The 21,798-nt window shown below is 63.2% G+C and carries 22 protein-coding genes; 8 read left to right on the forward strand and 14 right to left on the reverse strand.

Going from position 1 to position 21,798, the window contains the following annotated elements:
* The first annotated feature begins 53 nt into the window (after nucleotides 1–53).
* Nucleotides 54–896: a TOBE domain-containing protein gene (locus P3T23_RS03445; protein ID WP_429314770.1), complete on the forward strand. Its 843-nt coding sequence runs from the start codon at nucleotides 54–56 to the stop codon at nucleotides 894–896.
* 71 nt (nucleotides 897–967) lie between these two features.
* Here the strand turns inward: P3T23_RS03445 and P3T23_RS03450 are convergent, their stop codons facing one another.
* The 4 genes from P3T23_RS03450 to P3T23_RS03465 all read right to left on the reverse strand — a co-directional run bounded on the left by P3T23_RS03450 (nucleotide 968) and on the right by P3T23_RS03465 (nucleotide 3,989).
* Nucleotides 968–1,669, reverse strand: coding sequence for an ATP-binding cassette domain-containing protein (locus P3T23_RS03450; protein WP_429314771.1), 702 nt, complete (start codon nucleotides 1,667–1,669; stop codon nucleotides 968–970).
* A gap of 1 nt (nucleotide 1,670) precedes the next feature.
* Complete coding sequence (gene modB, locus P3T23_RS03455) at nucleotides 1,671–2,345, reverse strand: molybdate ABC transporter permease subunit (protein WP_429314772.1); 675 nt, start codon at nucleotides 2,343–2,345, stop codon at nucleotides 1,671–1,673.
* Between the two features lie 42 nt (nucleotides 2,346–2,387).
* Nucleotides 2,388–3,173 (reverse strand): molybdate ABC transporter substrate-binding protein, encoded by a 786-nt coding sequence (modA, locus tag P3T23_RS03460; RefSeq protein ID WP_429314773.1) that lies wholly within the window; start codon nucleotides 3,171–3,173, stop codon nucleotides 2,388–2,390.
* A 111-nt stretch (nucleotides 3,174–3,284) separates the two neighbouring features.
* Nucleotides 3,285–3,989 carry a phosphatase PAP2 family protein gene (locus P3T23_RS03465; protein ID WP_429314774.1) on the reverse strand — a complete coding sequence of 235 codons (705 nt, stop codon included), beginning with the start codon at nucleotides 3,987–3,989 and terminating at the stop codon, nucleotides 3,285–3,287.
* A 305-nt stretch (nucleotides 3,990–4,294) separates the two neighbouring features.
* On the opposite strand from P3T23_RS03465, the gene P3T23_RS03470 reads away from it, so the two are divergent.
* Both P3T23_RS03470 and P3T23_RS03475 read left to right on the forward strand, forming a co-directional pair.
* A complete protein-coding gene (locus P3T23_RS03470) occupies nucleotides 4,295–5,446 on the forward strand; it encodes an extracellular catalytic domain type 1 short-chain-length polyhydroxyalkanoate depolymerase (protein WP_429314775.1) in 1,152 nt (383 codons plus the stop codon).
* Nucleotides 5,447–5,571: 125 nt separating this feature from the next.
* Nucleotides 5,572–5,748: a DUF3563 family protein gene (locus P3T23_RS03475; RefSeq protein WP_429314776.1), complete on the forward strand. Its 177-nt coding sequence runs from the start codon at nucleotides 5,572–5,574 to the stop codon at nucleotides 5,746–5,748.
* A gap of 365 nt (nucleotides 5,749–6,113) precedes the next feature.
* On the opposite strand, the gene P3T23_RS03480 is transcribed toward P3T23_RS03475, so the two are convergent.
* The 5 genes from P3T23_RS03480 to P3T23_RS03500 form a co-directional block, all read right to left on the reverse strand.
* Nucleotides 6,114–6,533 carry an organic hydroperoxide resistance protein gene (locus P3T23_RS03480; protein ID WP_429314777.1) on the reverse strand — a complete coding sequence of 140 codons (420 nt, stop codon included), beginning with the start codon at nucleotides 6,531–6,533 and terminating at the stop codon, nucleotides 6,114–6,116.
* 141 nt (nucleotides 6,534–6,674) lie between these two features.
* A complete protein-coding gene (locus P3T23_RS03485) occupies nucleotides 6,675–7,127 on the reverse strand; it encodes a MarR family winged helix-turn-helix transcriptional regulator (protein ID WP_429314778.1) in 453 nt (150 codons plus the stop codon).
* Between the two features lie 182 nt (nucleotides 7,128–7,309).
* Nucleotides 7,310–8,116, reverse strand: a complete 807-nt coding sequence (locus P3T23_RS03490) for a BPSS1780 family membrane protein (protein WP_429314779.1) — start codon at nucleotides 8,114–8,116, stop codon at nucleotides 7,310–7,312.
* Nucleotides 8,107–9,102: a homoserine kinase gene (locus tag P3T23_RS03495; RefSeq protein ID WP_429314780.1), complete on the reverse strand. Its 996-nt coding sequence runs from the start codon at nucleotides 9,100–9,102 to the stop codon at nucleotides 8,107–8,109. Before P3T23_RS03495 ends, P3T23_RS03490 begins: the two co-directional genes overlap by 10 nt.
* A gap of 150 nt (nucleotides 9,103–9,252) precedes the next feature.
* Nucleotides 9,253–9,648, reverse strand: coding sequence for a hypothetical protein (locus P3T23_RS03500; protein ID WP_429314781.1), 396 nt, complete (start codon nucleotides 9,646–9,648; stop codon nucleotides 9,253–9,255).
* 186 nt (nucleotides 9,649–9,834) lie between these two features.
* Here P3T23_RS03500 and P3T23_RS03505 point away from each other — a divergent pair, with 186 nt between their 5' ends.
* On the forward strand, nucleotides 9,835–11,361 hold the full coding sequence (locus P3T23_RS03505) for an AMP nucleosidase (RefSeq protein WP_429314782.1): 1,527 nt from the start codon (nucleotides 9,835–9,837) through the stop codon (nucleotides 11,359–11,361).
* 21 nt (nucleotides 11,362–11,382) lie between these two features.
* Here the strand turns inward: P3T23_RS03505 and P3T23_RS03510 are convergent, their stop codons facing one another.
* Nucleotides 11,383–11,910: a chromate transporter gene (locus P3T23_RS03510; RefSeq protein WP_429314783.1), complete on the reverse strand. Its 528-nt coding sequence runs from the start codon at nucleotides 11,908–11,910 to the stop codon at nucleotides 11,383–11,385.
* A complete protein-coding gene (locus P3T23_RS03515; RefSeq protein ID WP_429314784.1) occupies nucleotides 11,907–12,470 on the reverse strand; it encodes a chromate transporter in 564 nt (187 codons plus the stop codon). The genes P3T23_RS03510 and P3T23_RS03515 overlap by 4 nt, the downstream gene beginning before the upstream one ends.
* Before the next feature lie 101 nt (nucleotides 12,471–12,571).
* Here P3T23_RS03515 and P3T23_RS03520 point away from each other — a divergent pair, with 101 nt between their 5' ends.
* Entirely contained in the window at nucleotides 12,572–13,453 is an 882-nt protein-coding gene (locus P3T23_RS03520) for a transcriptional regulator GcvA (protein WP_429314785.1), read from the forward strand.
* A gap of 63 nt (nucleotides 13,454–13,516) precedes the next feature.
* On the opposite strand, the gene P3T23_RS03525 is transcribed toward P3T23_RS03520, so the two are convergent.
* Nucleotides 13,517–14,260: a TIGR00730 family Rossman fold protein gene (locus P3T23_RS03525; protein WP_429314786.1), complete on the reverse strand. Its 744-nt coding sequence runs from the start codon at nucleotides 14,258–14,260 to the stop codon at nucleotides 13,517–13,519.
* 1 nt (nucleotide 14,261) lies between these two features.
* Here P3T23_RS03525 and polA point away from each other — a divergent pair, with 1 nt between their 5' ends.
* The 3 genes from polA (at nucleotide 14,262) to P3T23_RS03540 (ending at nucleotide 19,501) form a co-directional block, all read left to right on the forward strand.
* Entirely contained in the window at nucleotides 14,262–17,015 is a 2,754-nt protein-coding gene (gene polA, locus P3T23_RS03530) for a DNA polymerase I (protein WP_429314787.1), read from the forward strand.
* Between the two features lie 176 nt (nucleotides 17,016–17,191).
* On the forward strand, nucleotides 17,192–18,541 hold the full coding sequence (locus tag P3T23_RS03535; protein ID WP_429314788.1) for an NAD(P)/FAD-dependent oxidoreductase: 1,350 nt from the start codon (nucleotides 17,192–17,194) through the stop codon (nucleotides 18,539–18,541).
* An 87-nt stretch (nucleotides 18,542–18,628) separates the two neighbouring features.
* The gene (locus P3T23_RS03540; RefSeq protein ID WP_429314789.1) at nucleotides 18,629–19,501 is read left to right on the forward strand and encodes a dienelactone hydrolase family protein; all 873 of its coding nucleotides are present in this window, start codon (nucleotides 18,629–18,631) and stop codon (nucleotides 19,499–19,501) included.
* A gap of 92 nt (nucleotides 19,502–19,593) precedes the next feature.
* On the opposite strand, the gene P3T23_RS03545 is transcribed toward P3T23_RS03540, so the two are convergent.
* Nucleotides 19,594–20,463: a sulfurtransferase gene (locus P3T23_RS03545; RefSeq protein ID WP_429314790.1), complete on the reverse strand. Its 870-nt coding sequence runs from the start codon at nucleotides 20,461–20,463 to the stop codon at nucleotides 19,594–19,596.
* Between the two features lie 154 nt (nucleotides 20,464–20,617).
* Complete coding sequence (locus P3T23_RS03550; RefSeq protein WP_429314791.1) at nucleotides 20,618–21,724, reverse strand: aromatic ring-hydroxylating oxygenase subunit alpha; 1,107 nt, start codon at nucleotides 21,722–21,724, stop codon at nucleotides 20,618–20,620.
* Nucleotides 21,725–21,798: the final 74 nt, after the last annotated feature.

Genomic DNA, 21,798 nt, shown 5'->3' on the forward strand with positions numbered 1-21,798 from the left:
CGGCGTCGATATAATCATTTCGCCTCTTTCCCTGCTCTCTTGATCCCGCCACGATGACCGGAAAAAAACCTTCCGACGATGCCGTTAGCGAACCGCTCGAACTCGGCGGTTCAGTGTGGTTTCAGGCCGGCGAACAGACGCTCGGCGGCGCGTCGCGTATCGCGCTGCTTGCGGCCATCCGCGAGACGGGGTCGATCACGGGGGCGGCGCGCGCGGTCGGCATGAGTTACAAGGCGGCGTGGGACGCCGTCGACACGATGAACAACCTCGCGGGCGAGCCGCTCGTGGTGCGCGCAACAGGCGGCAAGGGCGGGGGCGGCACCACGCTCACGGCGCGCGCCGTGCGTCTGATCGACACGTACCGCGCCGTGGAGCGCGAGCACCGCCGGTTTCTCGAGCGGGCCGGCGCTGCGATCGAAGGCTTCGCGAACGACTGGGAACTGATCGGGAGAATCGGCATGAAGACGAGCGCGCGTAACCAGCTATACGGCACGGTGTCGGCGATCACGCGCGGCGCCGTCAACGACGAAGTCTCACTGGTTTTGCCAGGCGGTCAGACGGTGGTTGCCGTGCTCACGCACGAAAGTGCCGAGACGCTCGGTCTCGCCGTCGGCGCGGCCGCGTTTGCGCTCGTGAAGGCGTCGTGGGTCATGTTGATGGTCGATGACAGCGGCGGCGCGTCCGTCAGGCTGTCTGCCCGCAACCAGTTGCGCGGCACCGTTGCGGCTATCAAGCGCGGGGCGGTGAATTCGGAAGTGTCGCTGGCACTGGACGGCGGCATCGTCGTGACTGCGGTGATCACGAACGAAAGCGTCGATGCACTCGGTCTTGCCGACGGCACGCCGGCGATTGCGGCGTTCAAGGCGTCAAGCGTGATTCTTGGTGTGAGCGACTGAGAAAGCGCGGGGCTTCTTCGCATGCGACGTGGATCAGCTGGCGGCGCTTCGCGCGGCGCAGATGCGCGCGTTCAGGACAAGCTGCGCGCGTAGCCCGCGAAGGGCGTTTCCGGCTGAACCCGGCCGTCGATGATCTGCACGACCTGGTCGCCAAATGCGGCGACGTCGTCGGGGTCGTGCGTGATCAGCAGCATCGGAATATCGAGCCGCGTCTGCAGATCCGACAGCTCGCGGCGCATGCGCTGGCGCAGCGCGTGGTCGAGCGCGGAGAACGGTTCATCCAGCAGCAGCAACTGAGGTTGCGCGACCAGCGCGCGAGCCAGCGCGACGCGCTGTTTCTGCCCGCCCGACAACTGCGCGGGGTGATTGCCCGCGACGCCGCGAAGATCAAGCGCGTTCAGCCAGTAGTCGACTTCTGGATGCCGGAACCTTGCCCGCGGATTGAGCCACCCAGGATGCAGCCCGAACGCGATGTTCTGCCGGACGTTGAGATGCGGAAACAGCGCGTAGTCCTGAAACAGATAGGCGAACCTGCGCAACTGCGGCTTCAGGTCGATGCCGCGCGCGCTGTCGAAGAGCGCGGCACCGTCCAGTGTGATCGTGCCTTCGTCGGGGTGCTGGAGGCCCGCGATCGCCTGCAGCGTCAGACTCTTGCCTGCGCCTGACGGGCCGAATAGCACGACGCGCTGATTCGTCGTCGCGAACGAGACGTCGAGCGTAAACCGCCGTTCGGCGCTGACGAAGGTCTTGCGGATGTCGACGGTGAGCGGCATGTCAGCGGGACGTGAGAAGCGAATGTTGCGGCACGAGCCGTCCCGCGGCGAGCAGGATCACCACGCAGGTCACCGACGTGACGAGCACGAGGAAATTGGCGGTGCTGTCGTCGCCTGCCTGCACGGCGGCATAGACGGCCACTGAAAGCGTCTGCGTGCGTCCTGGCAGATTACCCGCGATCATCAGCGTCGCGCCGAATTCGCCGAGCGCGCGCGCGAACGCGAGCAGCGTGCCCGCGAGGATGCCGCGCGTGGCGAGCGGCAGTGTCACGCGAAAGAAAATGGCCGTCTCGCTGACGCCAAGCGTGCGCGCAGCGCGTTCGAGTTGCGGGTCAACTGATTCGAACGCGGCGCGAGCCGATTTCAGCACCAGCGGGAAAGCCACGACCGTCGACGCAATCACAGCGCCCTGCCAGGTGAACACGAGCTGGATGCCCAGGCTGTCGAGCCAGCCGCCGATTACGCCGCGCCGTCCAAGCAGCACGAGCAGGTAGTAGCCGAGCACGGTGGGCGGCATCACGAGCGGCAGCGTCAGCAGCGAATCGACGACGTCGCGCGCGCCGGAGCGCCAGCGCGACAGCCCCAAGCCGGCGGCAACGCCGAACACCAGATTCAGCGCAGTCGCCCAGCCGGCCACCTTTAGCGAGAGCAGGAGTGGAATCCAGGCCTGTTGCATCGTCGTCGAATTTCCTGTCGGTGCGGTGGTGGGAGGCGCGGCCTAGTGGCCGGCGCCGGCCGGCTTGAAGCCGTATTTCGCCAGTACCGCCTGGCCAGCCGGCGACACCACGAACGCAATGAATGCCTGTGCGTCCGCCGCGTGGCGGCTGCCTTCGACCAGGGCAATCGGGTAGGTGACGGGAGTCTGCGTCGGCACGGTCAACGCGACCTTGACACGGTCGGGCATGATCGCGGCATCGGTGCCAAACACAAAGCCGGCGTCCACTTCGCCGCGCGAAACGTAATCGAGGCTCTGGCGGACGTTCGCCGCCAGCACGCTCTTCGCGCTGACCGCATCCCATACGCCTGCTGCCCTGAGCGCACCTTCCGTATAGCGGCCGACCGGCACCGAAGCCGGGTCGCCGAAGGCAACGCGTTTCACGCCCGCGTCCGTCAGGTCACGCAGCGACGCCGGTGCGAGGCGGCTGTCCGCCGGCACGATCAGCACCAGCGAATTGGCCGCGAAATCCTGCCGCGTCGAAGGCACGATCACCTTTTCGGCAGCAGCCTTGTCCATCGCCTTCTGGTCCGCCGACGCAAACACATCCGCCGGTGCGCCCTTCACGATCTGCTGCATCAGCACGTCGGATGCCCCGAAGTTCAGCAGAACCTTGGTGCCGGGATGCTGTGCCTCGAAGGCATCGCTGACCGACTTGAACGCATTCGTAAGGCTGGCCGCCGCCGACACGATGAGTTCATCGGCGCGGGCATTCGTGCAGATCGCAATGGAGACGGCGCTGGCAGCGAGCAGCGCATGCTTCAGCAGACGACAGAAGGCGAGCGACATGGGTTTCGAGGTCCGGCGAGGCCGGCATAGGTGGCGAAACCGCTATCGTAATATAGCCGCGGGTATAACGCTCGACAGGGTGAACACCCGGGCGCTTACAGGTACGCGCGATCAGACGTCGCTTGAGTGGGGAGGAGCGGGCTGGAGCGTGTTGAGGGTCTGCGAGAGCGGCGCGGCGGCCGGTCTATGGTGGCCGGCCTTCCAGCGTGCGCGGACGAACGGGCGATCGTGGCCCGAGACCTTGAGCGCAATATGGGTGACCCAGCGTTGCGTCGGCACGCGCACGTCATGCAGCGCGATGGACAGGGCCATCAGGCTCACGGCGACGGGCAAGGCCGACAGCCGGCCCGGCTGCAGATGCCAGGCGGCGCGCACGAACACCAACGCAGCCAGGGCGCCGACGATACACCCGGTGATCGCTTCAGACGGCGAATGGGCTACGAGCACGACGCGCGACACCCCGACCACCATGCCGGCGGCGATACCCAACAGCACCCCCACGAGACGGACTGACGGCCGGGCAGACAGCAGCACCAGGAACAGCGCGACAGGGTAGACCGCCGTCGACAGCATCGCGTGACCGCTGGCGCCTGTGAAATCCAGTTCCCGTATCCCAACGCCCCAGCCAAGAAAAGCCAGCTTCGTGATGGTAACCAGACCTATCGCCGCGCCAAGCGTCGCGAGCCAGAGTAGAGCCATGCGCCATGTATAGCCGAGCGCCAGCCACAACGCGATGGCGATCGCGAGCGGCAGCGTCAGACCGGCGCCGCCAAGGCTGGTAATCGAATACCAAAGGTGAGAAGGTAGAGCGGGCATGGACAGAACGCGTCGCGGCAGCCGGTGGCAAGCCGCAATGGTGAGGATGTTGGATTAACGCGTACGCTGCCCGAAGGGCTGACACAACTATCAGATAGAAGCAATCAACGACCAGGCCACGCGTCGCGGCTTACTTACCAGTATAGAGTGACTGAAGGGACAGTGGGCCGTGACATGCCGTCTTATGCGGGTAGGCGTACCTTTGCCACGCGACCAGCGTCGCATCCAGATTGGTGTTATTGTGCATTGCACAAGAATCCGGCAATTTATGGCCGGGAACGGTCCCCTTTTTGCGAGGTTATGCAATGGCAAAAAGTCTGACGAAACTATGGCTAGGCGGCCTCAAGCGCCTGTTTGCCGCCCAGACTAAACAAGCGAGCGACACACTGAAACGCGCTGCAGCACGCCCGGCTGCAAAACCCTCGGCCAAGTTGCGCACGAAGACCAAGCGCGAAACGCCTCGTCCGGGCGCGCGCGAATCGCGCGTGCGCCCGCGCGCCGCGGCATGGGCGAGCGGCAACTGGGCTCGTTCGTTCCATTCGGCGCCTGCGGCGCCGGGGCGTCTGGTCAATCACCTCTCCTATGGTCTGTACGTCCCGTCGGGCCATGCGCTTGCCGGCATGCCGCTCGTCGTGATGCTGCACGGCTGCAAGCAGTCCATCGACGAATTTGCGGAAGGCACGCGGATGAATCTGCTGGCCGACCGCTACGGCTTCGCTGTCGTCTATCCGGAGCAGTCGAAGCACGTTCACGCTCATCGCTGCTGGCACTGGTACGACTTCAGCGACCACGCGGGAGGTGCGGAGGCGCGGGCGGTCGTTTCCCTCGTCGATGCGCTCGTCGCCACCTATGAATTCGACGCCGGGCGGGTGTATCTGGCGGGTCTGTCTGCGGGTGCGGGACTGGCTTCGTTGCTGGCTGTTCACTATCCGAACCGGTTCGCGGCGGTCGCGCTTCACTCCGGACCGGCGTTTGGCGAGGCCCGCTCCGGCATTGCCGGTATGGATGTGATGCGGCGAGGCACGCGCCACGAACCGGCGGCGTTGATCGACGCTGCCGTCGACGTGAAAAGCTATCCGGGCATGCCGGCAATCATCTTTCAAGGCGACGCAGATCACGTCGTGTCGCCCGAGAACGGGGAGCAGCTGGCCCTCCAATTCGCGCGCCTGAATGGGCTGGTCGATGCAGAAGGTGCGCGGCGCAGTGGCGAGGTTCGCGAAGAACGAAAGGCTGGCGTGGTGACACGCGACTACATCAAGGGAGGCCGGCGCGTCGTGCGGCTGTGTCGCGTGCAGGGACTGGGCCACGCATGGAGTGGCGGCGACGATGCGGTGCCGTTCCACTCATCGAAAGGGCCAGATGCCAGCGCGCTGGCCTGGGAATTCCTCCGGCATCAGCGGCGACAGGGCGCAGCCGAGCCACTTGAGGTCGCGCCGGTGGCGGCGCGGCGGGCGTAGCGCGCAGCGTGTCGGAATGTCGCAACAGCAGGACTGAATAGAGTTGGCAAGTTACTAGGGTTTTCCCTATAATAAGGGTTATCCACTAGGCGAAAACGCCTGGTCACTCTATCCGGAGGTTGATCATGTACCTGCTGAGCCGCTTGTTCCTGTTTCTGACGAAATCCCCCGAGCAGATCGCCAAAGAGCGTAGCGACGCCTATTTGTCGGAAGCCACTGATCTGTACGATCTGGAATTCCGCATGCGCAAGCTGGATCGCGAAGCAAACGCGCTCCGCCCGTCGTGGATGATCCAGCGCTAAGTCCACTGGGCTCGATACTGAGCAGCACCACGCAGTACGCAGTAGTACAACAGCATCAGTCACTTACCGAAGCGGGCCAGCGTTGGTGCCGCGCTTCGGCATGGTCGACGCGTGTCGAACTCGGGTTTGAATGACGCGCAATCGGCCAGCCGCGGATGATGGTGCAGCACCATGAAGTAAAAATCCCGCCAGATCAGTTCCGAAAGTCGCGTCGCCGCGCCAGCCCTGAGGCTTTTGAGAAGCGTTCCCGCGCTTCCAGCCATCGACGCCGCCGGTCAGCGTTGCCTGCTCAGGCAATACATACCGGCGTGTTGCGTGTCTGATGCGCGTCTACCAGGCGTGACCGACCGTCCCGTCCGGCAGCCTTAGGCGACCTGCAGGCGCACGGCTACGTTGTTGCGCGTGGCATTCGAGTAGGGGCAGACCTGATGAGCTGCATCGACCAGTTCGCGAGCTGCTTCAGCCGAAAGACCCGGCAGCGAGACGCGCAGTTCGATGTCGAGTGCGAAGCCACCCTTGTCGTTCGGACCCACGCCGACGTCCGCCGTTACGGTCGTGTCAGCGGGAATGGCCTGCTTGCGCTGTCCAGCGACAAATTTCATTGCACTGAGAAAACATGCCGAATAGCCGGCTGCGAACAGCTGTTCCGGATTCGTGCCCTCTGCGCCGTTGCCGCCAAGTTCGCGCGGGGCAGCCAGTTTCACATCAAGTACCTTATCCGACGAAACCGCACGTCCATCACGCCCACCGGTGCTGGTTGCCGTTGCCGTGTAAAGAATGCTCATGCTGTTGCTCCTTTTTCAGTAAATGCCACACTTGTGGCGGACGCCGTTGAATCGGCATGCCGTTAAGATAGTACACAAATAATTTGTGTGCAAATGAAATTACGCATCGCTTCAATAGCGGGCTCTGCGAGGTTGTGACTTCTACTGGTCGATGTAGTCGTTGAGGGTGGTACGCAGGCGCGTCAGATCGTCGCGTAATCTGAGGAGGAACTCGGGCGTCTGCTGGGTCGCGCACAAGATTTCCGCGGGCACTTCGCGGGCGGAGCGTTTGAGCGCCGCGCCGGCCTTTGTCAGCCGGATATAGACGATGCGTTCGTCATCTGTGCCTCTTGCGCGTTCTACGTAGCCCTGTGCCTCGAGCCGTTTGAGCAGCGGCGTGACGGTGGCGGAATCGAGATTCAGGCGCGCGGCCATGTCCTTCACGCTGATGTCGTCACTCTCCCACAGCACCAGCATCGCGAGATATTGCGGGTATGTCAGCCCCAGTCGCTCGAGGATGGGCTTGTACGCCTTCGTCATCGCAAGCGACGTCGAATAAAGCGCGAAGCAAAGCTGTTCGTCTAGCGTGAAGGGGAGAGCCGGGCGTTGGGTCATGGTGCGTGTCGTCCAGAAGATGCGTGCAAATGAATTGTGCACTAACCATTGTGCGCCAATTGCAGCGCGTTGACGAGGCGCAGGAGCGGTTGCGTCGATGCGAAGGAAAGCCGGCGAACAGAGAGGAGGGAGCGCAGGCGGTGCGAGTACGTTAATGCGCCGCCTGCGCCGGATCGCAGGCGTCAGTCGACCGGCTTGGTCGGTGCGTCTGTCGTTTCGGGCGTCTGTACGCCGAAGCATCCGCGATAGGTCGCGTAGAAGGAGCAATAAAGCATCGTGGTGACAACGATTGTCGCAGGCATCAGCACCACAAACGAGTAATCGGTCGCACCGAGCGCCTGCATCAGCGCCGACAGGCCCAGCGAAACCGTAATCGCCATCGCAAACCACAGGGCGCCGAAGACAATGAAGGCGCCGCGATTCCGCCAGCAGCTGACGAAGCTGAAAAACATCGCTTTGGCCACCGGCACGTCGTGCCACGCGGCGAGGACCGGCGAGAACCAGAACAGCATTGCAACCGGGATGTAGAACGCAAACGCCGCCAGCACGGCGAGCGGGATGTCGCTGTTCGCGATCGCTTCCGGTTCCATTGCCGCGCTGCCGATCATCGCGCGTAGCAGCATGCCGCCGTCGGCGAGCGCCGAGCCAGCCAGCACGAGGGCCATCGCGACCACGTACAGCACGCCGAGTATCGCGAGCCGTTTCGCCACGCCGGTGCCGTACGAGCGGAAACCGTCGACCAGGATGGTCGGAAACACCGGCTTGCCGGCGATCGTGTCGCGGCACGCCGCCATGAAGCCGACTGCTACGCCGGGGATGAACACGAGCGGCAGAAACGCGCCGACCACGGGGATCTGCGAGACGAGCATCATCGCGAGCAGATACGTGAAGAACAGCGTCAGGAAGGCCAGCGGGTTCTTGCGAAACAGCCAGATTCCCTGCCGGAACCACACAAAGCCGGTTTTCGCGGAGACTTCGATCAGTTGCATGGGGTATGAATGCCGGGGAGTGCAACGCCGGACAGGCGTTCGCGCAGGATGCGCTCAAAATGGCCTGGATCGTGTGGCTTCAGCAGTTCGGCCGCACGGGGCATGTAGAAGTCATAGAGGCGCGATACCCAGAAACGGTAGGCGCCCGCGCGCAACATGTCGCCCCAGTGGCGGTTTTCCTCGGGGGTGAATGGACGGACGGTCTGGTACGCGCGCAGCATCGCTTCGACACGCGGCATGTCAAGCTTGCCCGTCGCAAGATCGACGCACCAGTCGTTGACCGTCACGGCGACGTCGAACAGCCACTTGTCGCAACCCGCGAAATAGAAATCGAAAAAGCCGCCGAGACGCACTTCGTGACCGCTGCCTGGTTGCGCATGCGCGAACAGGACGTTGTCGCGGAACAGATCGCAGTGACAGGGGCCCGCGGGCAGCGCAGCATAGTCGTCGGACTCGAAGAAGGCTTGCTGATGCGCGAGTTCCGAGGTCAGCAGTTCGCGTTGGGCGTCTGTCACGAACGGCAGCACCGTCGGCACGGTTTCGCGCCACCACGCGAGGCTGCGCAGGTTCGGCTGGGAATGCGGGAAATCGCGGCCCGCCAGGTGCATGCGGGCCAGCATCTGGCCGACTTCCACGCAGTGCTCTTCGCGCGGCGAAAGATCGGGCGCGCCTTCAAGGCGCGTGACGATCGCGGTGGGCTTGCCGTGCAGCGTGCCGAACAGCGCGCCGTCGTCGCGGGGCATCGGGTCCGGCACTGGCACCCTGTGCGCAGCGAAATGGCGCATCAGATCCAGATAGAAAGGCAGTTGTTGCGCTGTAAGCTTTTCGAAGATGGTCAGGACGAATTCGCCGCGCGTGGTCGTCAGGAAGAAGTTGCTGTTTTCGATTCCAGACTGGATGCCCCGAAAATCGACGACTTCGCCGAGATCGTAATGACGCATCCAGTGCGCGAGTTGGGTGTCGGTGACAGCGGTAAAGACGGCCATGCGGGAAAGGTCGAATCAGGTTGGTTGGGCTGGCGCATGCGGCCAGCGCTAAAACAACTGCGGCAAACACGGCGATCACCGGCGCGCGCAAGGCACGCGCGGCATGCACGCAGGTGGCGTAGCAGCTGCGCGCTACACCACGTCATCGGATCAATAGTGCAGATTCACCGACGGCAGGCGCGTGCTCGGACGGCCGTTGTCGCGCACGGTGGGCGATGTGTCAACCGGCGCGCTCATCTGATAGTGCGTGCCGAAGTTCGAACGCACGTCGATTTCGACGGGCTTGCCCTTGTCGCGGTATTCGGTGATTTCCGTGCCATTGGCGCTGCGCTCGTAGAAGCTCGGCGTGCGAGGCTGATTGATTTCGACTTTCGAGCTGACTTGCGCAGCCGGACGGTTGATCGCTTTCAGATCCGGCAGGCCTGCCCGTTCGTTCGCGGATTGGGCCTCGGCGGCAGCCTGTGCGTCGTCGGTGGGCTGCGCGGCCAGCGCGACGCCGCCGAAGGCAAGCATTGCCGCGACGGCGACGGGAAGGAGCGGCTTCATGGTAATTCTCCGATTGGGTGCCCAGATTCTAGCAAATCCGACCTTATAGAAGGGCGTCATCGCCTTATTTTGCGCTGCTTTCGCGCCGGCTGCAGCGAAACACCGTGCCGCTGATGTGTGCGCGCCACCCCATCAATGCGTCGTGGTTCCGTGGTAATGTCGTTTCATCGAATGAGGCGATTGAAGATGAATTACGACACGAAACAGCGCACTGTGCAGACGCCCGCCAACGACTTCCCGACCGAGGCCTTCGACGACGCCACCGACGCCGTCACGCGCCTGTCCGCCATCTACGAAGCGAACACATCGTTCCTGCGCGACGCCTTTGCGCGCTACCGCCGCAACGAGCCGTTCGAGCGCCGGGTGCGCGCCTGCTATCCCTTCGTGCGCGTGCGCACGGATGTCAACACGCATGTCGATTCGCGCCGCTCGTATGGCTTCGTCGCCGGTCCGGGCGTGTTCGAGACCACGGTGACGCGTCCCGACCTGTTCGGCAATTACTATCGCGAACAGCTGCGGCTGCTCGCAAAGAACCATCATGTCGCGATCGAAGTCGGCGTCTCGGACCAGCCGATTCCGATTCACTTCGCTTTTGCAGAAGGCATCCATCTGGAAGGCGACCTCGACCGCGACCGGCTGCTCGCCATGCGCGATGTATTCGACACGCCGGATCTCGCGCTGCTGGACGATCGCATTGTCAACGGCACGTACGAACCGCCGCCGGGCGAGCCGCATCCGCTGGCGCTCTTCACGGCGGCGCGGGTCGATTTCTCGCTGCATCGTCTGCGGCACTACACTGCGACGTCGCCGACGCACGTGCAGAACTACGTGCTCTATACGAACTATCAGTTCTATATCGACGAATTCGTGAAGCTGGGCCGCACGATGATGGCCCACACCGATGACGAAGAGTTGCGTGCGTATCGCAGCGAATACACATCGTTCGTCGAGCCGGGCGACGTGGTCACATACAACGCGAATCTCGGCGAGCAGCAGGACGAGGGCCATGCGCCCCCGCGTCTGCCGCAGATGCCCGCCTATCACCTGAAGCGCGCCGACGGCAGCGGGATCACGATGATCAACATCGGCGTCGGGCCGTCGAACGCCAAGACGATCACCGATCACATCGCGGTGCTGCGTCCGCATGCGTGGATCATGCTCGGTCACTGCGCGGGTCTGCGCAATACGCAGCGGCTCGGCGACTACGTGCTTGCGCACGGCTACGTGCGCGAGGATCACGTGCTCGATGCCGATCTGCCGCTGTGGGTGCCGATTCCGGCGCTCGCCGAAGTGCAGGTTGCGCTCGAGCGCGCGGTCGCTCAGGTGACGAGGCTCGATGGCGTCGAACTGAAGCGGGTCATGCGCACGGGCACGGTCGCGAGCGTCGACAATCGTAACTGGGAACTGCGCGATCATCGCGAACCGGTGCAGCGCCTGTCGCAAAGCCGTGCGATTGCGCTCGATATGGAAAGCGCGACGATTGCGGCGAACGGCTTCCGCTTCCGCGTGCCTTACGGCACCTTACTTTGCGTGTCGGACAAGCCACTGCATGGGGAACTCAAGCTGCCCGGCATGGCCGACCAGTTCTATCGCGCGCAGGTCGATCAGCATTTGCAGATCGGCGTGAAGGCGATGGAGATTCTGCGCACCAACGGGCTGCATCGCTTGCATAGCCGCAAGCTGCGCAGCTTTGCCGAGGTGGCGTTCCAGTAAGGCCCGCGCGCGGCCGCGACATCACTGTCCGAAGCCGGTCAGGCCGATCAGGCTGCCGGCCGCCAGCAGCCAGAGCGGATGAATCCGCGTGCGCCACGCCAGCAGTGCGCACCCGACGGTGATTAGCCAGGCGATCCACGTCGCGTCCGATGCGCGAGCGATCAGCACCGCGCTTGCCGTGACGATCCCGGCGGTCACCGGCACCAACGCTTTCTGCGCGATACGTCGCCAGGGCCGGTCCTTGAAGCGCTCCCACGCGTGAAGTGCGAGGATCGTCACGATCGACGACGGTCCGAACTTCGCCAGCGACGTCACCAGCATCCCTGCCCAGCCGGCCACATGCCAGCCGACCAGCGTCACGACCATCATGTTCGGTCCAGGAGCTGCCTGCGCCAGGGCAAAGAGCGCGCTGAACTCGCTGGCGGGCATCCAGCGATGCACGTCGACGACCTGCCGCTGCATCTCCGGAAGAATTGTGTTGCCTCCGCCGAACGCCAGCAACGACAACTGGCTGAAGATCAGCGCAAGTGAGACCAGCGTGTCACTCATCGTGCGGCCCTCGCGGCGACGACGATGCTAAGCGGCGTGAGGACGAGCATGGTCGGCAATAACGGAATGCGCAGGATCGCGATTGCGATGAACCCGATCGCGGCGATGGTCGCAGCGGCCGGATCGCGGCGCAGCGGCAGGAGGATCTTTAGCGACATCGCGACCAGCAGCCCGGCCGCGGCTGCGGCGAGGCCAGCAAACAGGTGTCGCACGTGCGGATCGTCTTGCGTGCGCTCGTAGAGCACACCGAGGCCGATGACGACGAGCGAAGGCCCGGCGATCAGCCCGAGAATGCCTGCAAGTGCCCCGGGCAAGCCGCGAAAACGCATGCCGACGGCAACTGAAAGGTTAATGACATTGCCACCCGGCAGAAACTGGCACAGACCCAGCAGGTCCGTGAATTCGGCAGGGGAAAGCCAGCGCCGCTCTTCGACGAGTGCGCGCCGCGCATGTGGCAGTGCGCCGCCAAACGAGATCAGGCCAAGGCCGAGAAAGCCCCGGAACAGTTCGCCGAGGCTGGGTGCCCGCGCCAGGTCTGTGGCGGTGGTGTCGTGATCCATGTTCGAAAGTCGTAGTGATTCCAGGCTGTCGAGCGTAGCGCCGATCCGTTGCGCGGCAAAACGATTTTTTCGGCGACGGCTTGTGATCTAGAATCACAAGGATGAAGCGTAAACTTCCTCCTTTTCCAGCGCTGCGTGCTTTCGAAGCCGCTGCCAGGCATGAGACCTTCACGGCCGCGGCCGACGAACTGCATGTGACTCACGGTGCAATCAGCCGTCAGGTCGCGGCTTTCGAGGCGTGGGTTGGCGTGCAGGTGTTTCATCGCAACGGCAAGCGCGTGCGGCTGACCGACGACGGCCGCCGGTACCTGGCGACCGTTCAGGCGGCCTTCGACAGCATCGCCGTCGCCACCGAGCAGTTGCGCGATACGGGCGTGGTGCACGTGCTGCGCGTCAACGCGCTGCCGACGTTCGCGATGAAGTGGCTGCTGCCGCGTCTGAGCCAGTTCCAGCGCATGGTCCCAAATGTGGAGTTGCGGCTGGCGACGTCGAACGCGCCGGTGGAGATGCTGGATAGTTTCGATGTCGCGGTCAGGCGCGGCCCCGCTCACTGGCCCAACTGCGCGACCGGCCACTTTCTGGATGAGACGGAAATTCCGGTGTGCAGCCCCGCCTTGCTGCAACGCTCTCCAATCGTCGTCGCGGACGATCTCGCGAAACACGTGTTGCTGCACTCGGACACGCGTCCGGACGCGTGGCGCAACTGGCTGGCCGCGGCAGGTGTGAAGGCGAAATGCAGGAAGAAGCAGTCGTTCGACCACTTCTATCTGGCATTACAGGCCGCGGTGGATGGTCTCGGCGTAGCCTTGGGGCCGCTCCCGCTCTTGTCTGACGAGCTGGCTTCCGGGCGGCTCGTGTTGCCGCTGGATGGCCCACGGATCGATGCGCGCGGCTACTGGTGGGTGGCTCGGCGTGAAGTGGCCGAGGCGCCGCTCGTCGCACAATTTTGCCGCTGGCTGGAGTCGCAGGCAGGGCCTGTCTGACCGGCATCTGATACCGGTCGGGTATCAGCGAACCGGGCGGCACGAGAGCCGCCCGTCGCAGGATCACAGATAGAACATCCGGTCTTCGTCGGACTTCGTTGGCGGCTGCTCGCCTTCATCGCGGTCTTCGTAGAACGCGAGGACGGCTTCGAGCACCTGGTCCGGATCGTCGATGACCTGCATCAGATTCATGTCGCCGGGATTGATGAGGCCCATCGGCACCAGCGATTCCTGGAACCACGCCAGCAGGCCTTTCCAGAACTCGGCGCCCACCAGAATGATCGGCACGTGGCGCGACTTCTTCGTCTGGATCAGCGTGAGGACTTCAGCGAGTTCGTCGAGCGTGCCGAAGCCGCCCGGCATCACGATCACTGCATCCGAGTTCTTGACGAACGTAACCTTGCGCGTGAAGAAGTGGCGAAACCGCAGCGAGATGTCCTGCCACTGGTTGCCCGATTGCTCGTGAGGCAGTTCGATGTTCAGACCGACCGACGGCGCCTTGCCTGCATGAGCGCCCTTGTTGGCCGCTTCCATGATGCCGGGGCCGCCGCCGGAGATCACGGCGAAGCCTGCATCGGAGAGCTTGCGTGCGATCACCGTGGCGAGTTTGTAGTACGGCGAGTTCGGTTTCAGACGTGCAGAACCATAGATGCTGACAGCCGGGCGGATCTCCGAGAGGTACTCGGTTGCCTCGATAAACTCTGCCATAATCGTGAACATTTGCCACGATGCGCGAGCCTTCTTGGCCGTCGCGCGCTCTTGATCTGCGAGTGATCGCAGACTCGGAATCACTTTTCTCTTGTTCATAATGCCTGAAGAACTAATCGTGGGAAACGAGCTGGAAGGGAAGACCCTGCTGTTGGTCGACGGTTCGAGTTATCTGTACCGGGCCTACCATGCTATGCCTGATCTGCGCGGTCCCGACGGCGGACCGACGGGAGCGCTTTACGGAATCATCAACATGCTGCGCCGCATGCGCAAGGAAGTCACCGCAGAGTATAGCGCGTGCGTGTTCGATGCCAAAGGCAAGACGTTTCGCGACGACTGGTACGCGGAGTACAAGGCCAACCGGCCGTCCATGCCTGACGATCTGGCGAAGCAGATCGAACCGATCCATGTCGCCGTGCGCGCGCTCGGCTGGCCGCTTCTGATGATCGAAGGCGTGGAAGCCGACGACGTGATCGGCACGCTCAGCAAAGCCGCCGAAAAGCGCGGCATGAACGTGATCGTGTCGACGGGCGACAAGGATCTGGCGCAACTCGTGACGGATCATGTCACCCTCATCAACACGATGACGAACGAAACGCTCGACGGCGCCGGCGTGCTCGCCAAGTTCGGCGTGCCGCCGGAGCGGATCGTCGATTATCTGTCGTTGATCGGCGATACCGTCGACAACGTGCCGGGCGTCGAGAAGTGCGGGCCCAAGACTGCGATCAAGTGGCTCACGCAATACGGGACGCTTGATGACATCGTCGCACACGCGGACGAAATCAAAGGTGCGGTAGGAGACAATCTGCGCCGCGCGCTCGATTTCCTGCCGCTGGCGAAGAAACTCGTCACCGTCGATACGAACTGCGATCTGACCCAGCATGTCGCGTCGATCGAGGAAACGCTCGCCACGCGCGATGAATCGCGCAACGAACTGCGCGATGTCTTCGCGCGGCATGGCTTCAAGACGTGGCTGCGCGAGGTAGAGGTTGCGGACGTGGTCGAAGGCCCGCAGACCGACGTGCCGCCTGCGCCGACCATCGACGGCGGCCACCAGTACGACACCGTGCAGACGTGGGAGCAGTTCGACACATGGCTCGCGAAGCTCGACGCAGCGGACATAACCGCGTTCGATACGGAGACCACCTCGCTGGATCCGATGACGGCGCAACTGGTCGGGCTGTCGATCGCCGTCGAAGCGGGGCGTGCCGCCTATATCCCGGTTGCACACCGCGGCCCGGACGCGCCGGTGCAACTGCCGCGCGACGAAGTGCTTGCGAAGCTGAAACCCTGGCTCGAAAGTGCCGACAAGAAGAAGGTCGGTCAGCATCTGAAATACGATGAACAGGTGCTCGCGAACTACGGCATCGAAATGAACGGCATTGAGCACGACACGCTGCTTCAGTCGTATGTGCTGGAGTCGCACCGCACGCACGATATGGACAGCCTCGCGCTGCGCCATCTCGGCCTGAAGACCATCAAGTACGAAGACGTCGCAGGCAAGGGCGCGGCACAGATCGGCTTCGACGAAGTGGCGCTCGCGCGGGCGGCAGAGTACGCGGCGGAAGACGCCGACATCACCCTGCGTCTGCATCAGGTGCTGTATCCGCAGATTGCAGCGGAGCGAGGGCTCGAGCACGTCTATCGCGACATCGAGATTCCGACCTCGCGCGTGTTGCGCAAGATGGAGCGCACGGGTGTGCTAATCGATGCTGAAAAGCTGCGCGTGCAAAGCAGCGAGATCGCCACGCGTCTTATCGAACTCGAAACCGAGGCCTACACGCTGGCTGGCGGCGAATTCAATCTTGGCTCGCCGAAGCAGATCGGTCAGATCTTCTTCGAGAAGCTCCAGTTGCCGGTCGTCAAGAAGACGCCGAGCGGCGCACCGTCCACCGACGAAGAAGTGCTGCAGAAGCTCGCCGAAGACTACCCCTTGCCGAAGCTGCTGCTCGAACATCGCGGCTTGTCGAAGCTGAAATCGACCTACACCGACAAGCTGCCGCGCATGGTGAATGCGCAGACCGGCCGTGTGCATACGAACTATGCGCAGGCTGTGGCCGTCACGGGACGTCTTGCATCGAACGATCCGAATCTCCAGAACATTCCCGTTCGCACGGTGGAAGGCCGGCGCATTCGCGAGGCGTTTATCGCGCCGCCTGGCCACAAGCTCGTGTCAGCGGATTATTCGCAGATCGAATTGCGCATCATGGCGCACATCTCCGGCGACGAATCCCTGTTGCGCGCGTTCGCGCAGGGGGAAGATATTCACCGGGCGACTGCCGCGGAGGTGTTTGGCGTCACCCCCCTCGAGGTATCGAGCGATCAGCGGCGTATCGCCAAGGTCATCAACTTCGGCCTGATCTACGGGATGAGTTCGTTCGGTCTCGCGCCGAACCTCGGGATCACGCGCGATGCGGCCAAGCTCTACATCGACCGCTATTTCCAGCGCTATCCGGGCGTCGCGCGCTACATGGACGAAACGCGCACGAGCGCGAAGGCGAAGGGCTACGTCGAAACCGTATTTGGACGGCGTCTGTGGTTGCCTGAAATCAACGGCGGCAACGGACCGCGCCGTCAGGCTGCCGAACGGGCCGCCATCAACGCGCCGATGCAGGGCACGGCGGCCGACCTGATCAAGATGTCGATGATTGCGGTGCAGGACTGGATCCAGAAGCAGCGCATCGGCACGCGGATGATCATGCAGGTGCACGATGAACTGATCCTGGAAGTGCCGGACAGCGAACTATCCGATGTTCGCAAGCGCTTACCTGAGTTGATGTGCGGCGTGGCCCGGTTGAAGGTGCCGCTCGTCGCCGAAGTGGGCGCGGGTGCGAACTGGGAAGAAGCGCATTGAGGTCAAGCAAGTCATCCCGTTGACACGGGTGGATATCGTCGTGCGCATGTCACACATGCGTATTGATGACTTGTGAGAATGCGCACTGCTCGCTGACAATCTGTGAGGGACGGCAGATACGCGTGCAATCGATGCCGTCCTGACGCACAACCGATCGTCAACTACGGAGAGTCTCGATGCATCGTTTTATCGTCGTTGGTGGGGGCGCAGGTGGGCTGGAACTGGCGACACGTCTAGGCAATCGCTATGGACCGCAAAGGAACAAGGGTGCGGCGCGTGCACAGGTAACGCTCGTCGACCGCAATCCTACTCATATCTGGAAGCCTCTGCTGCACGAAGTCGCGGCGGGCAGCATGGACCCGTTCACGCAGGAACTCGAATACGCGGCTCAGGCACGCTGGCATGGCTTCGAGTTTCAGCAGGGCGAACTGGCGGGCCTCGACCGCGCGGCAAAACGCATCTCGCTCTCGCCCGTCGTCGACGATGACGGCGCCGAACTCCTTCCTCAGCGCGAGCTCGAGTACGACACGCTCGTGATCGCGATCGGCAGCACGACTCACTTTTTCGGCGTTAAGGGCGCCCCCGAGTATTCGCTTGCGCTTGATACGGTCGGCCAGGCCGAACGCTTTCGCAAACGTCTGATTGCGGCCTGCATGCGCGCGGAGCATCAGGTGCACGAGTGCGTCGAATCCGAATCTGATGGGGCGGTTTCGACCGAGCCGCGCATCCAGGTTGCCATTGTCGGCGGGGGCGCGACGGGCGTCGAACTGTCGGCGGAGTTGCGCAACACGGCGCAGGTACTGTCCGCCTACGGGCTGCACAAGCTCGACCCGCGTCATGACGTGGGCATCGTGCTGATCGAGGCGGGTCCGCGGATCCTGCCGGCGTTGCAGGAACGCGTGTCGACGGCTACGGCCGAACTGCTGACGAAGCTCGGCGTCAAGCTGATGATCGGCGAGACGGTGGCGGAAGTCGCGCCGGGCCTCGTGCGCACGGCAAGCGGCAAGACGGTTCGCGCCGACCTGACCGTGTGGGCCGCCGGCATCAAGGCGCCGGAAATTCTCAGCCAGCTCGACGGACTGCCGGTCAACCGGCTGGGTCAGTTGTCAGTGCGCCGTACGCTGCAAACCGAGATCGACGACAACATCTTCGCGCTGGGCGACTGCGCCGCGTGCGCGTGGCCCGGCAACGAACGCAACGTGCCGCCGCGTGCCCAGGCGGCGCATCAGCAGGCGAGCTTTCTGCTCAAGGCGTTCGCGGCGCGACTCGAGAACCGACCGCTGCCTGAATTCACCTATCGCGACTTCGGCTCGCTCGTGTCGCTGGGGCATTTCAGTGCGGTCGGGAATCTGATGGGCGGCGTGATCGGCGGCAACATGCTGATCGAGGGGCTGTTCGCACGCTTCATGTACATGTCGCTCTATCGTCTGCACATTGCTGCGCTGCACGGCTATGCGCGGATGGTGCTCGATACGTTCGCACACTGGCTGCGTCGCTCGACGCTGCCGCGCGTCAAGCTGCATTGATTCAGCCAGGCGGTTCGGGTTCTGCGGAGCGGCGGTGGGCAGTCGTATCATGTTGCCTCCGCCTCACCGTTCATTCAAGGAGCCCGCATGTTGAAACCTGAAGTCGACAGTCTGGTGCCTCACATCCCTTTTGATCGCCGCAAGTTCATCAAGGCGGCTCTCGGCACCGGTTTTGCCGCGGCCGTCTTACCGGTCTCCGCGCAAACCATCCACACCGATACAGAAGGGCTCGAAGCGGGTGAGATCGCCGTGCATTCGGGTGGCACCATCGTGCCTGCGTATCGCGCGCAGCCCATGGGCAAGACGCATTTGCCGGTGATCATCGTAATCCACGAAGCGTTTGGCGTGCACGAGCACATCGCCGACGTATGCCGGCGCTTTGCCAAGCTCGGCTATCTTGCCATCGCGCCGGATCTGTTCGTGCGGCAGGGCGACCCGACGGTGTACCCGACCATCCAGCAACTGAGCGATCAGCTGCTCAGCAAGGTGCCCGACCAGCAGGTGATGGCCGACCTCGACGCGACGGTTGTGTGGGCCGGCGAGCATGGCGGCGACCTGAATCGTGTCGGCATCAACGGTTTTTGCTGGGGCGGGCGTATCACCTGGCTCTATGCGGAGCACAACCCTCGCGTGAAGGCAGCCGTCGCATGGTATGGCAGGGTCGTTGGCCAGCCTACGGCGACGATGCCCACTAATCCGTTCGATCATGCCGCTGATCTGCGTGTGCCTGTCCTTGGCCTCTATGGCCGGCAAGACCCGGGCATCACGCAGGACTCGCTCGAACAGATGAAGCAGGCGCTCGCGAAGGATCCGCCGCCAGCAAGCGGATCACAGTTTGTCGTGTATGACGATGCGGGACATGCGTTTTTTGCGGACTACCGGCCGAGCTACCGCAAGGCCGATGCCGAGGACGGCTGGCGCCGGGCGCTAGTCTGGTTCAAGCAGCACGGAGTTGCCTGAGCGGCGTAGCGACCTGGCCTTGCCGCTATGGTGAGGTCGAACCCAGGGAAATCGCCGCTGCTGTCAGACGATGGCGATTTCCCGTTGGTAGCTTACGGGTTGGGTCCCGTCGCTACCGGGCGTGACGGATCCGCGCTCCATTCGCTCCACGAGCCAGAGTAAAGCGCTGCGCCGTGCAGCCCGGCTATTTCCATGGCCAGCACGTTGTGGCATGCCGTCACACCCGAGCCGCACTGCAATACCACGCGATCAGGCGCAGTGCCTGGCAGCAGTGCGCCGAATTCCTCGCGCAGCGAGTGCGCCGGCTTGAAGCGGCCGTCGGCAGTCAGGTTGTCCTTGAAGAATCGATTCAACGCGCCGGGAATGTGTCCGCCGACCGGGTCAAGTGTTTCGTTTTCGCCGCGATAGCGATCCGGCGCGCGGGCATCGACTACGATGCGTTCTCGTGTCGTCAGGTTGCGTTGCACGGCAGCCGCGTCAATGGTCACCGATAGCGGCGCGCCCGCAGCGAAATTCCCTTTTGTATTTGCCGGAACATCCTGCGTCAGCGGCTGGCCCGCGGCCTGCCAGGCTTGCAGGCCGCCGTCGAGCACGGCGACCGAGTCATGGCCGAGCCAGCGCAGCAGCCACCACAGGCGCGCCGCGTACATGCCGCCCTGTGCGTCATAGGCAACGACCTGCTGGCCTTGCTGCAGCCCGTATCCAGCCAGCGTTTCGACAAGCTTCGCGCGATCCGGCAACGGATGGCGTCCGTTGCTGCCGGTCTTCGGTCCGGACAGGTCACGGTCGAGATGCAGGTAATGCGCGCCGGCGACATGCCCATCGGCATAGGCCGTTTGGCCCGCGCCGGTATCGGCCAGGTCGAAGCGGCAATCGAAGATCAGCACACTGCCCGGCGCAGCGGCGAGCCGCTCCGCGAGATTCGCGGCAGAGATCAGCGTGGTGTAGTGAGTGTGGGGCATGACAACTCCTGATGCAGGCGTTTCCGGCGCGGCCGGGTGATATTGTTAGTCTAAACAAAAAAAGACGGGCCGAAGCCCGTCTTTCCGTCTATTCGCTGCGCACCGCGCGACGCGCGAGCTTTGCGGCTTATACCGCCGATGCCCGCGGCCCCAATCAGATAGTGCCGAGTTCGCGCCGCAGAAACTCGTGGAAGTGCTGCATGCCGTCTTCCATCGGACTTTGATACGGCCCAACCTGCGATTCGCCACGCTGCATCAGCGCGCGGCGGCCGGCGTCCATGCGTTCGGCGATTTCGTCATCTTCACGGGCGGTTTCCATATAGGCCGCACGCTCAGCCTCGACGAATTCCCGCTCGAAGAGCGCGATTTCCTCGGGGTAATAGAATTCGACGACGTTCGTCGTTTGCTGCGGACCTCGCGGAATCAGCCACGACACGACCAGCACATGCGGATACCACTCGATCATGATGCCCGGGTAGTACACCATCCAGATCGCACCGAATTCGGGCGGCTCGCCGCCCCGGAAGCGCAGGACTTCGTCGTGCCACTTGCGATACGTCGGGGTGCCTGGACGTGCCAGATCGTTATGGACGCCCACGGTCTGCACGCTATACCAGTCGCCGAACTCCCATTGCAGGTCATCGCACGAGACGAAGCTGCCGAGGCCCGGATGGAACGGCACGACGTGGTAATCCTCCAGATAGACCTCGATGAAGGTCTTCCAGTTGTAGTTGCATTCGTGGACTTCGACGTGATCGAACATGAAGCCCGAGAAATCGAAGTGCTGCTTCGTGCCGAGGCGCGCGAGATCCTTCGCGACATCGCGGCCCTGTGCTTCGAACAGCAGGCCTTGCCAGTTCTGCAGCGGCGTGGCGCCGAGATTCAGGCAGGGATTATCAGCAAAATGCGGGGCGCCAAGGAGTTGACCGTTGAGGTCATACGTCCAGCGATGGAGGGGACAGACGATGTTCTCCGTCTGGCCGCGGCCGTTGAGCATGATCGCCTGACGGTGCCGGCAGACGTTCGACAGCAGTTCGACCTGCGACTGCTGGTTACGCACGAGCACACGCCCCTCGCTCTCGCTGGGCAAGGCAAAATAATTCCCCGCTTCCGGCACCATAAGTTCGTGCCCGACGTAACGAGGACCTTTCTTGAAAAGGGTTTCGAGTTCGCGCTCGAGAAGCGCCTGGTCAAAGTAAGCCGTGACTGGCAGCTGGCTGTGGATGGACTTCAGCTGCAATGCATTGCTCAGATTGGACATTCCCACTCCCGATGAAGACGTGAAAGCAGTGAACAACCCAACCATCGAAGATTCGATTTAGGGAGCCCGCGATT

This window comes from Paraburkholderia sp. GAS448, from assembly GCF_050435685.1.
Classification (GTDB): Bacteria; Pseudomonadota; Gammaproteobacteria; order Burkholderiales; family Burkholderiaceae; genus Paraburkholderia.

Bases quoted from the DNA above. Each gene is read 5' to 3' on its own strand.
- P3T23_RS03495 (WP_429314780.1), bottom strand. From the start codon at position 9,102: ATGGCCGTCTTTACCGCTGTCACCGACACCCAACTCGCGCACTGGATG.
- P3T23_RS03470 (WP_429314775.1), top strand. From the start codon at position 4,295: ATGGCAAAAAGTCTGACGAAACTATGGCTAGGCGGCCTCAAGCGCCTG.
- polA (WP_429314787.1), top strand. From the start codon at position 14,262: ATGCCTGAAGAACTAATCGTGGGAAACGAGCTGGAAGGGAAGACCCTG.
- P3T23_RS03465 (WP_429314774.1), bottom strand. From the start codon at position 3,989: ATGCCCGCTCTACCTTCTCACCTTTGGTATTCGATTACCAGCCTTGGC.
- P3T23_RS03515 (WP_429314784.1), bottom strand. From the start codon at position 12,470: ATGGATCACGACACCACCGCCACAGACCTGGCGCGGGCACCCAGCCTC.
- modA (WP_429314773.1), bottom strand. From the start codon at position 3,173: ATGTCGCTCGCCTTCTGTCGTCTGCTGAAGCATGCGCTGCTCGCTGCC.
- P3T23_RS03545 (WP_429314790.1), bottom strand. From the start codon at position 20,463: ATGCCCCACACTCACTACACCACGCTGATCTCTGCCGCGAATCTCGCG.
- P3T23_RS03485 (WP_429314778.1), bottom strand. From the start codon at position 7,127: ATGACCCAACGCCCGGCTCTCCCCTTCACGCTAGACGAACAGCTTTGC.
- P3T23_RS03550 (WP_429314791.1), bottom strand. From the start codon at position 21,724: ATGTCCAATCTGAGCAATGCATTGCAGCTGAAGTCCATCCACAGCCAG.
- P3T23_RS03450 (WP_429314771.1), bottom strand. From the start codon at position 1,669: ATGCCGCTCACCGTCGACATCCGCAAGACCTTCGTCAGCGCCGAACGG.
- P3T23_RS03505 (WP_429314782.1), top strand. From the start codon at position 9,835: ATGAATTACGACACGAAACAGCGCACTGTGCAGACGCCCGCCAACGAC.
- P3T23_RS03540 (WP_429314789.1), top strand. From the start codon at position 18,629: ATGTTGAAACCTGAAGTCGACAGTCTGGTGCCTCACATCCCTTTTGAT.
- P3T23_RS03520 (WP_429314785.1), top strand. From the start codon at position 12,572: ATGAAGCGTAAACTTCCTCCTTTTCCAGCGCTGCGTGCTTTCGAAGCC.
- P3T23_RS03480 (WP_429314777.1), bottom strand. From the start codon at position 6,533: ATGAGCATTCTTTACACGGCAACGGCAACCAGCACCGGTGGGCGTGAT.
- P3T23_RS03490 (WP_429314779.1), bottom strand. From the start codon at position 8,116: ATGCAACTGATCGAAGTCTCCGCGAAAACCGGCTTTGTGTGGTTCCGG.
- P3T23_RS03525 (WP_429314786.1), bottom strand. From the start codon at position 14,260: ATGAACAAGAGAAAAGTGATTCCGAGTCTGCGATCACTCGCAGATCAA.
- P3T23_RS03510 (WP_429314783.1), bottom strand. From the start codon at position 11,910: ATGAGTGACACGCTGGTCTCACTTGCGCTGATCTTCAGCCAGTTGTCG.
- P3T23_RS03500 (WP_429314781.1), bottom strand. From the start codon at position 9,648: ATGAAGCCGCTCCTTCCCGTCGCCGTCGCGGCAATGCTTGCCTTCGGC.
- P3T23_RS03445 (WP_429314770.1), top strand. From the start codon at position 54: ATGACCGGAAAAAAACCTTCCGACGATGCCGTTAGCGAACCGCTCGAA.
- modB (WP_429314772.1), bottom strand. From the start codon at position 2,345: ATGCAACAGGCCTGGATTCCACTCCTGCTCTCGCTAAAGGTGGCCGGC.
- P3T23_RS03475 (WP_429314776.1), top strand. From the start codon at position 5,572: ATGTACCTGCTGAGCCGCTTGTTCCTGTTTCTGACGAAATCCCCCGAG.
- P3T23_RS03535 (WP_429314788.1), top strand. From the start codon at position 17,192: ATGCATCGTTTTATCGTCGTTGGTGGGGGCGCAGGTGGGCTGGAACTG.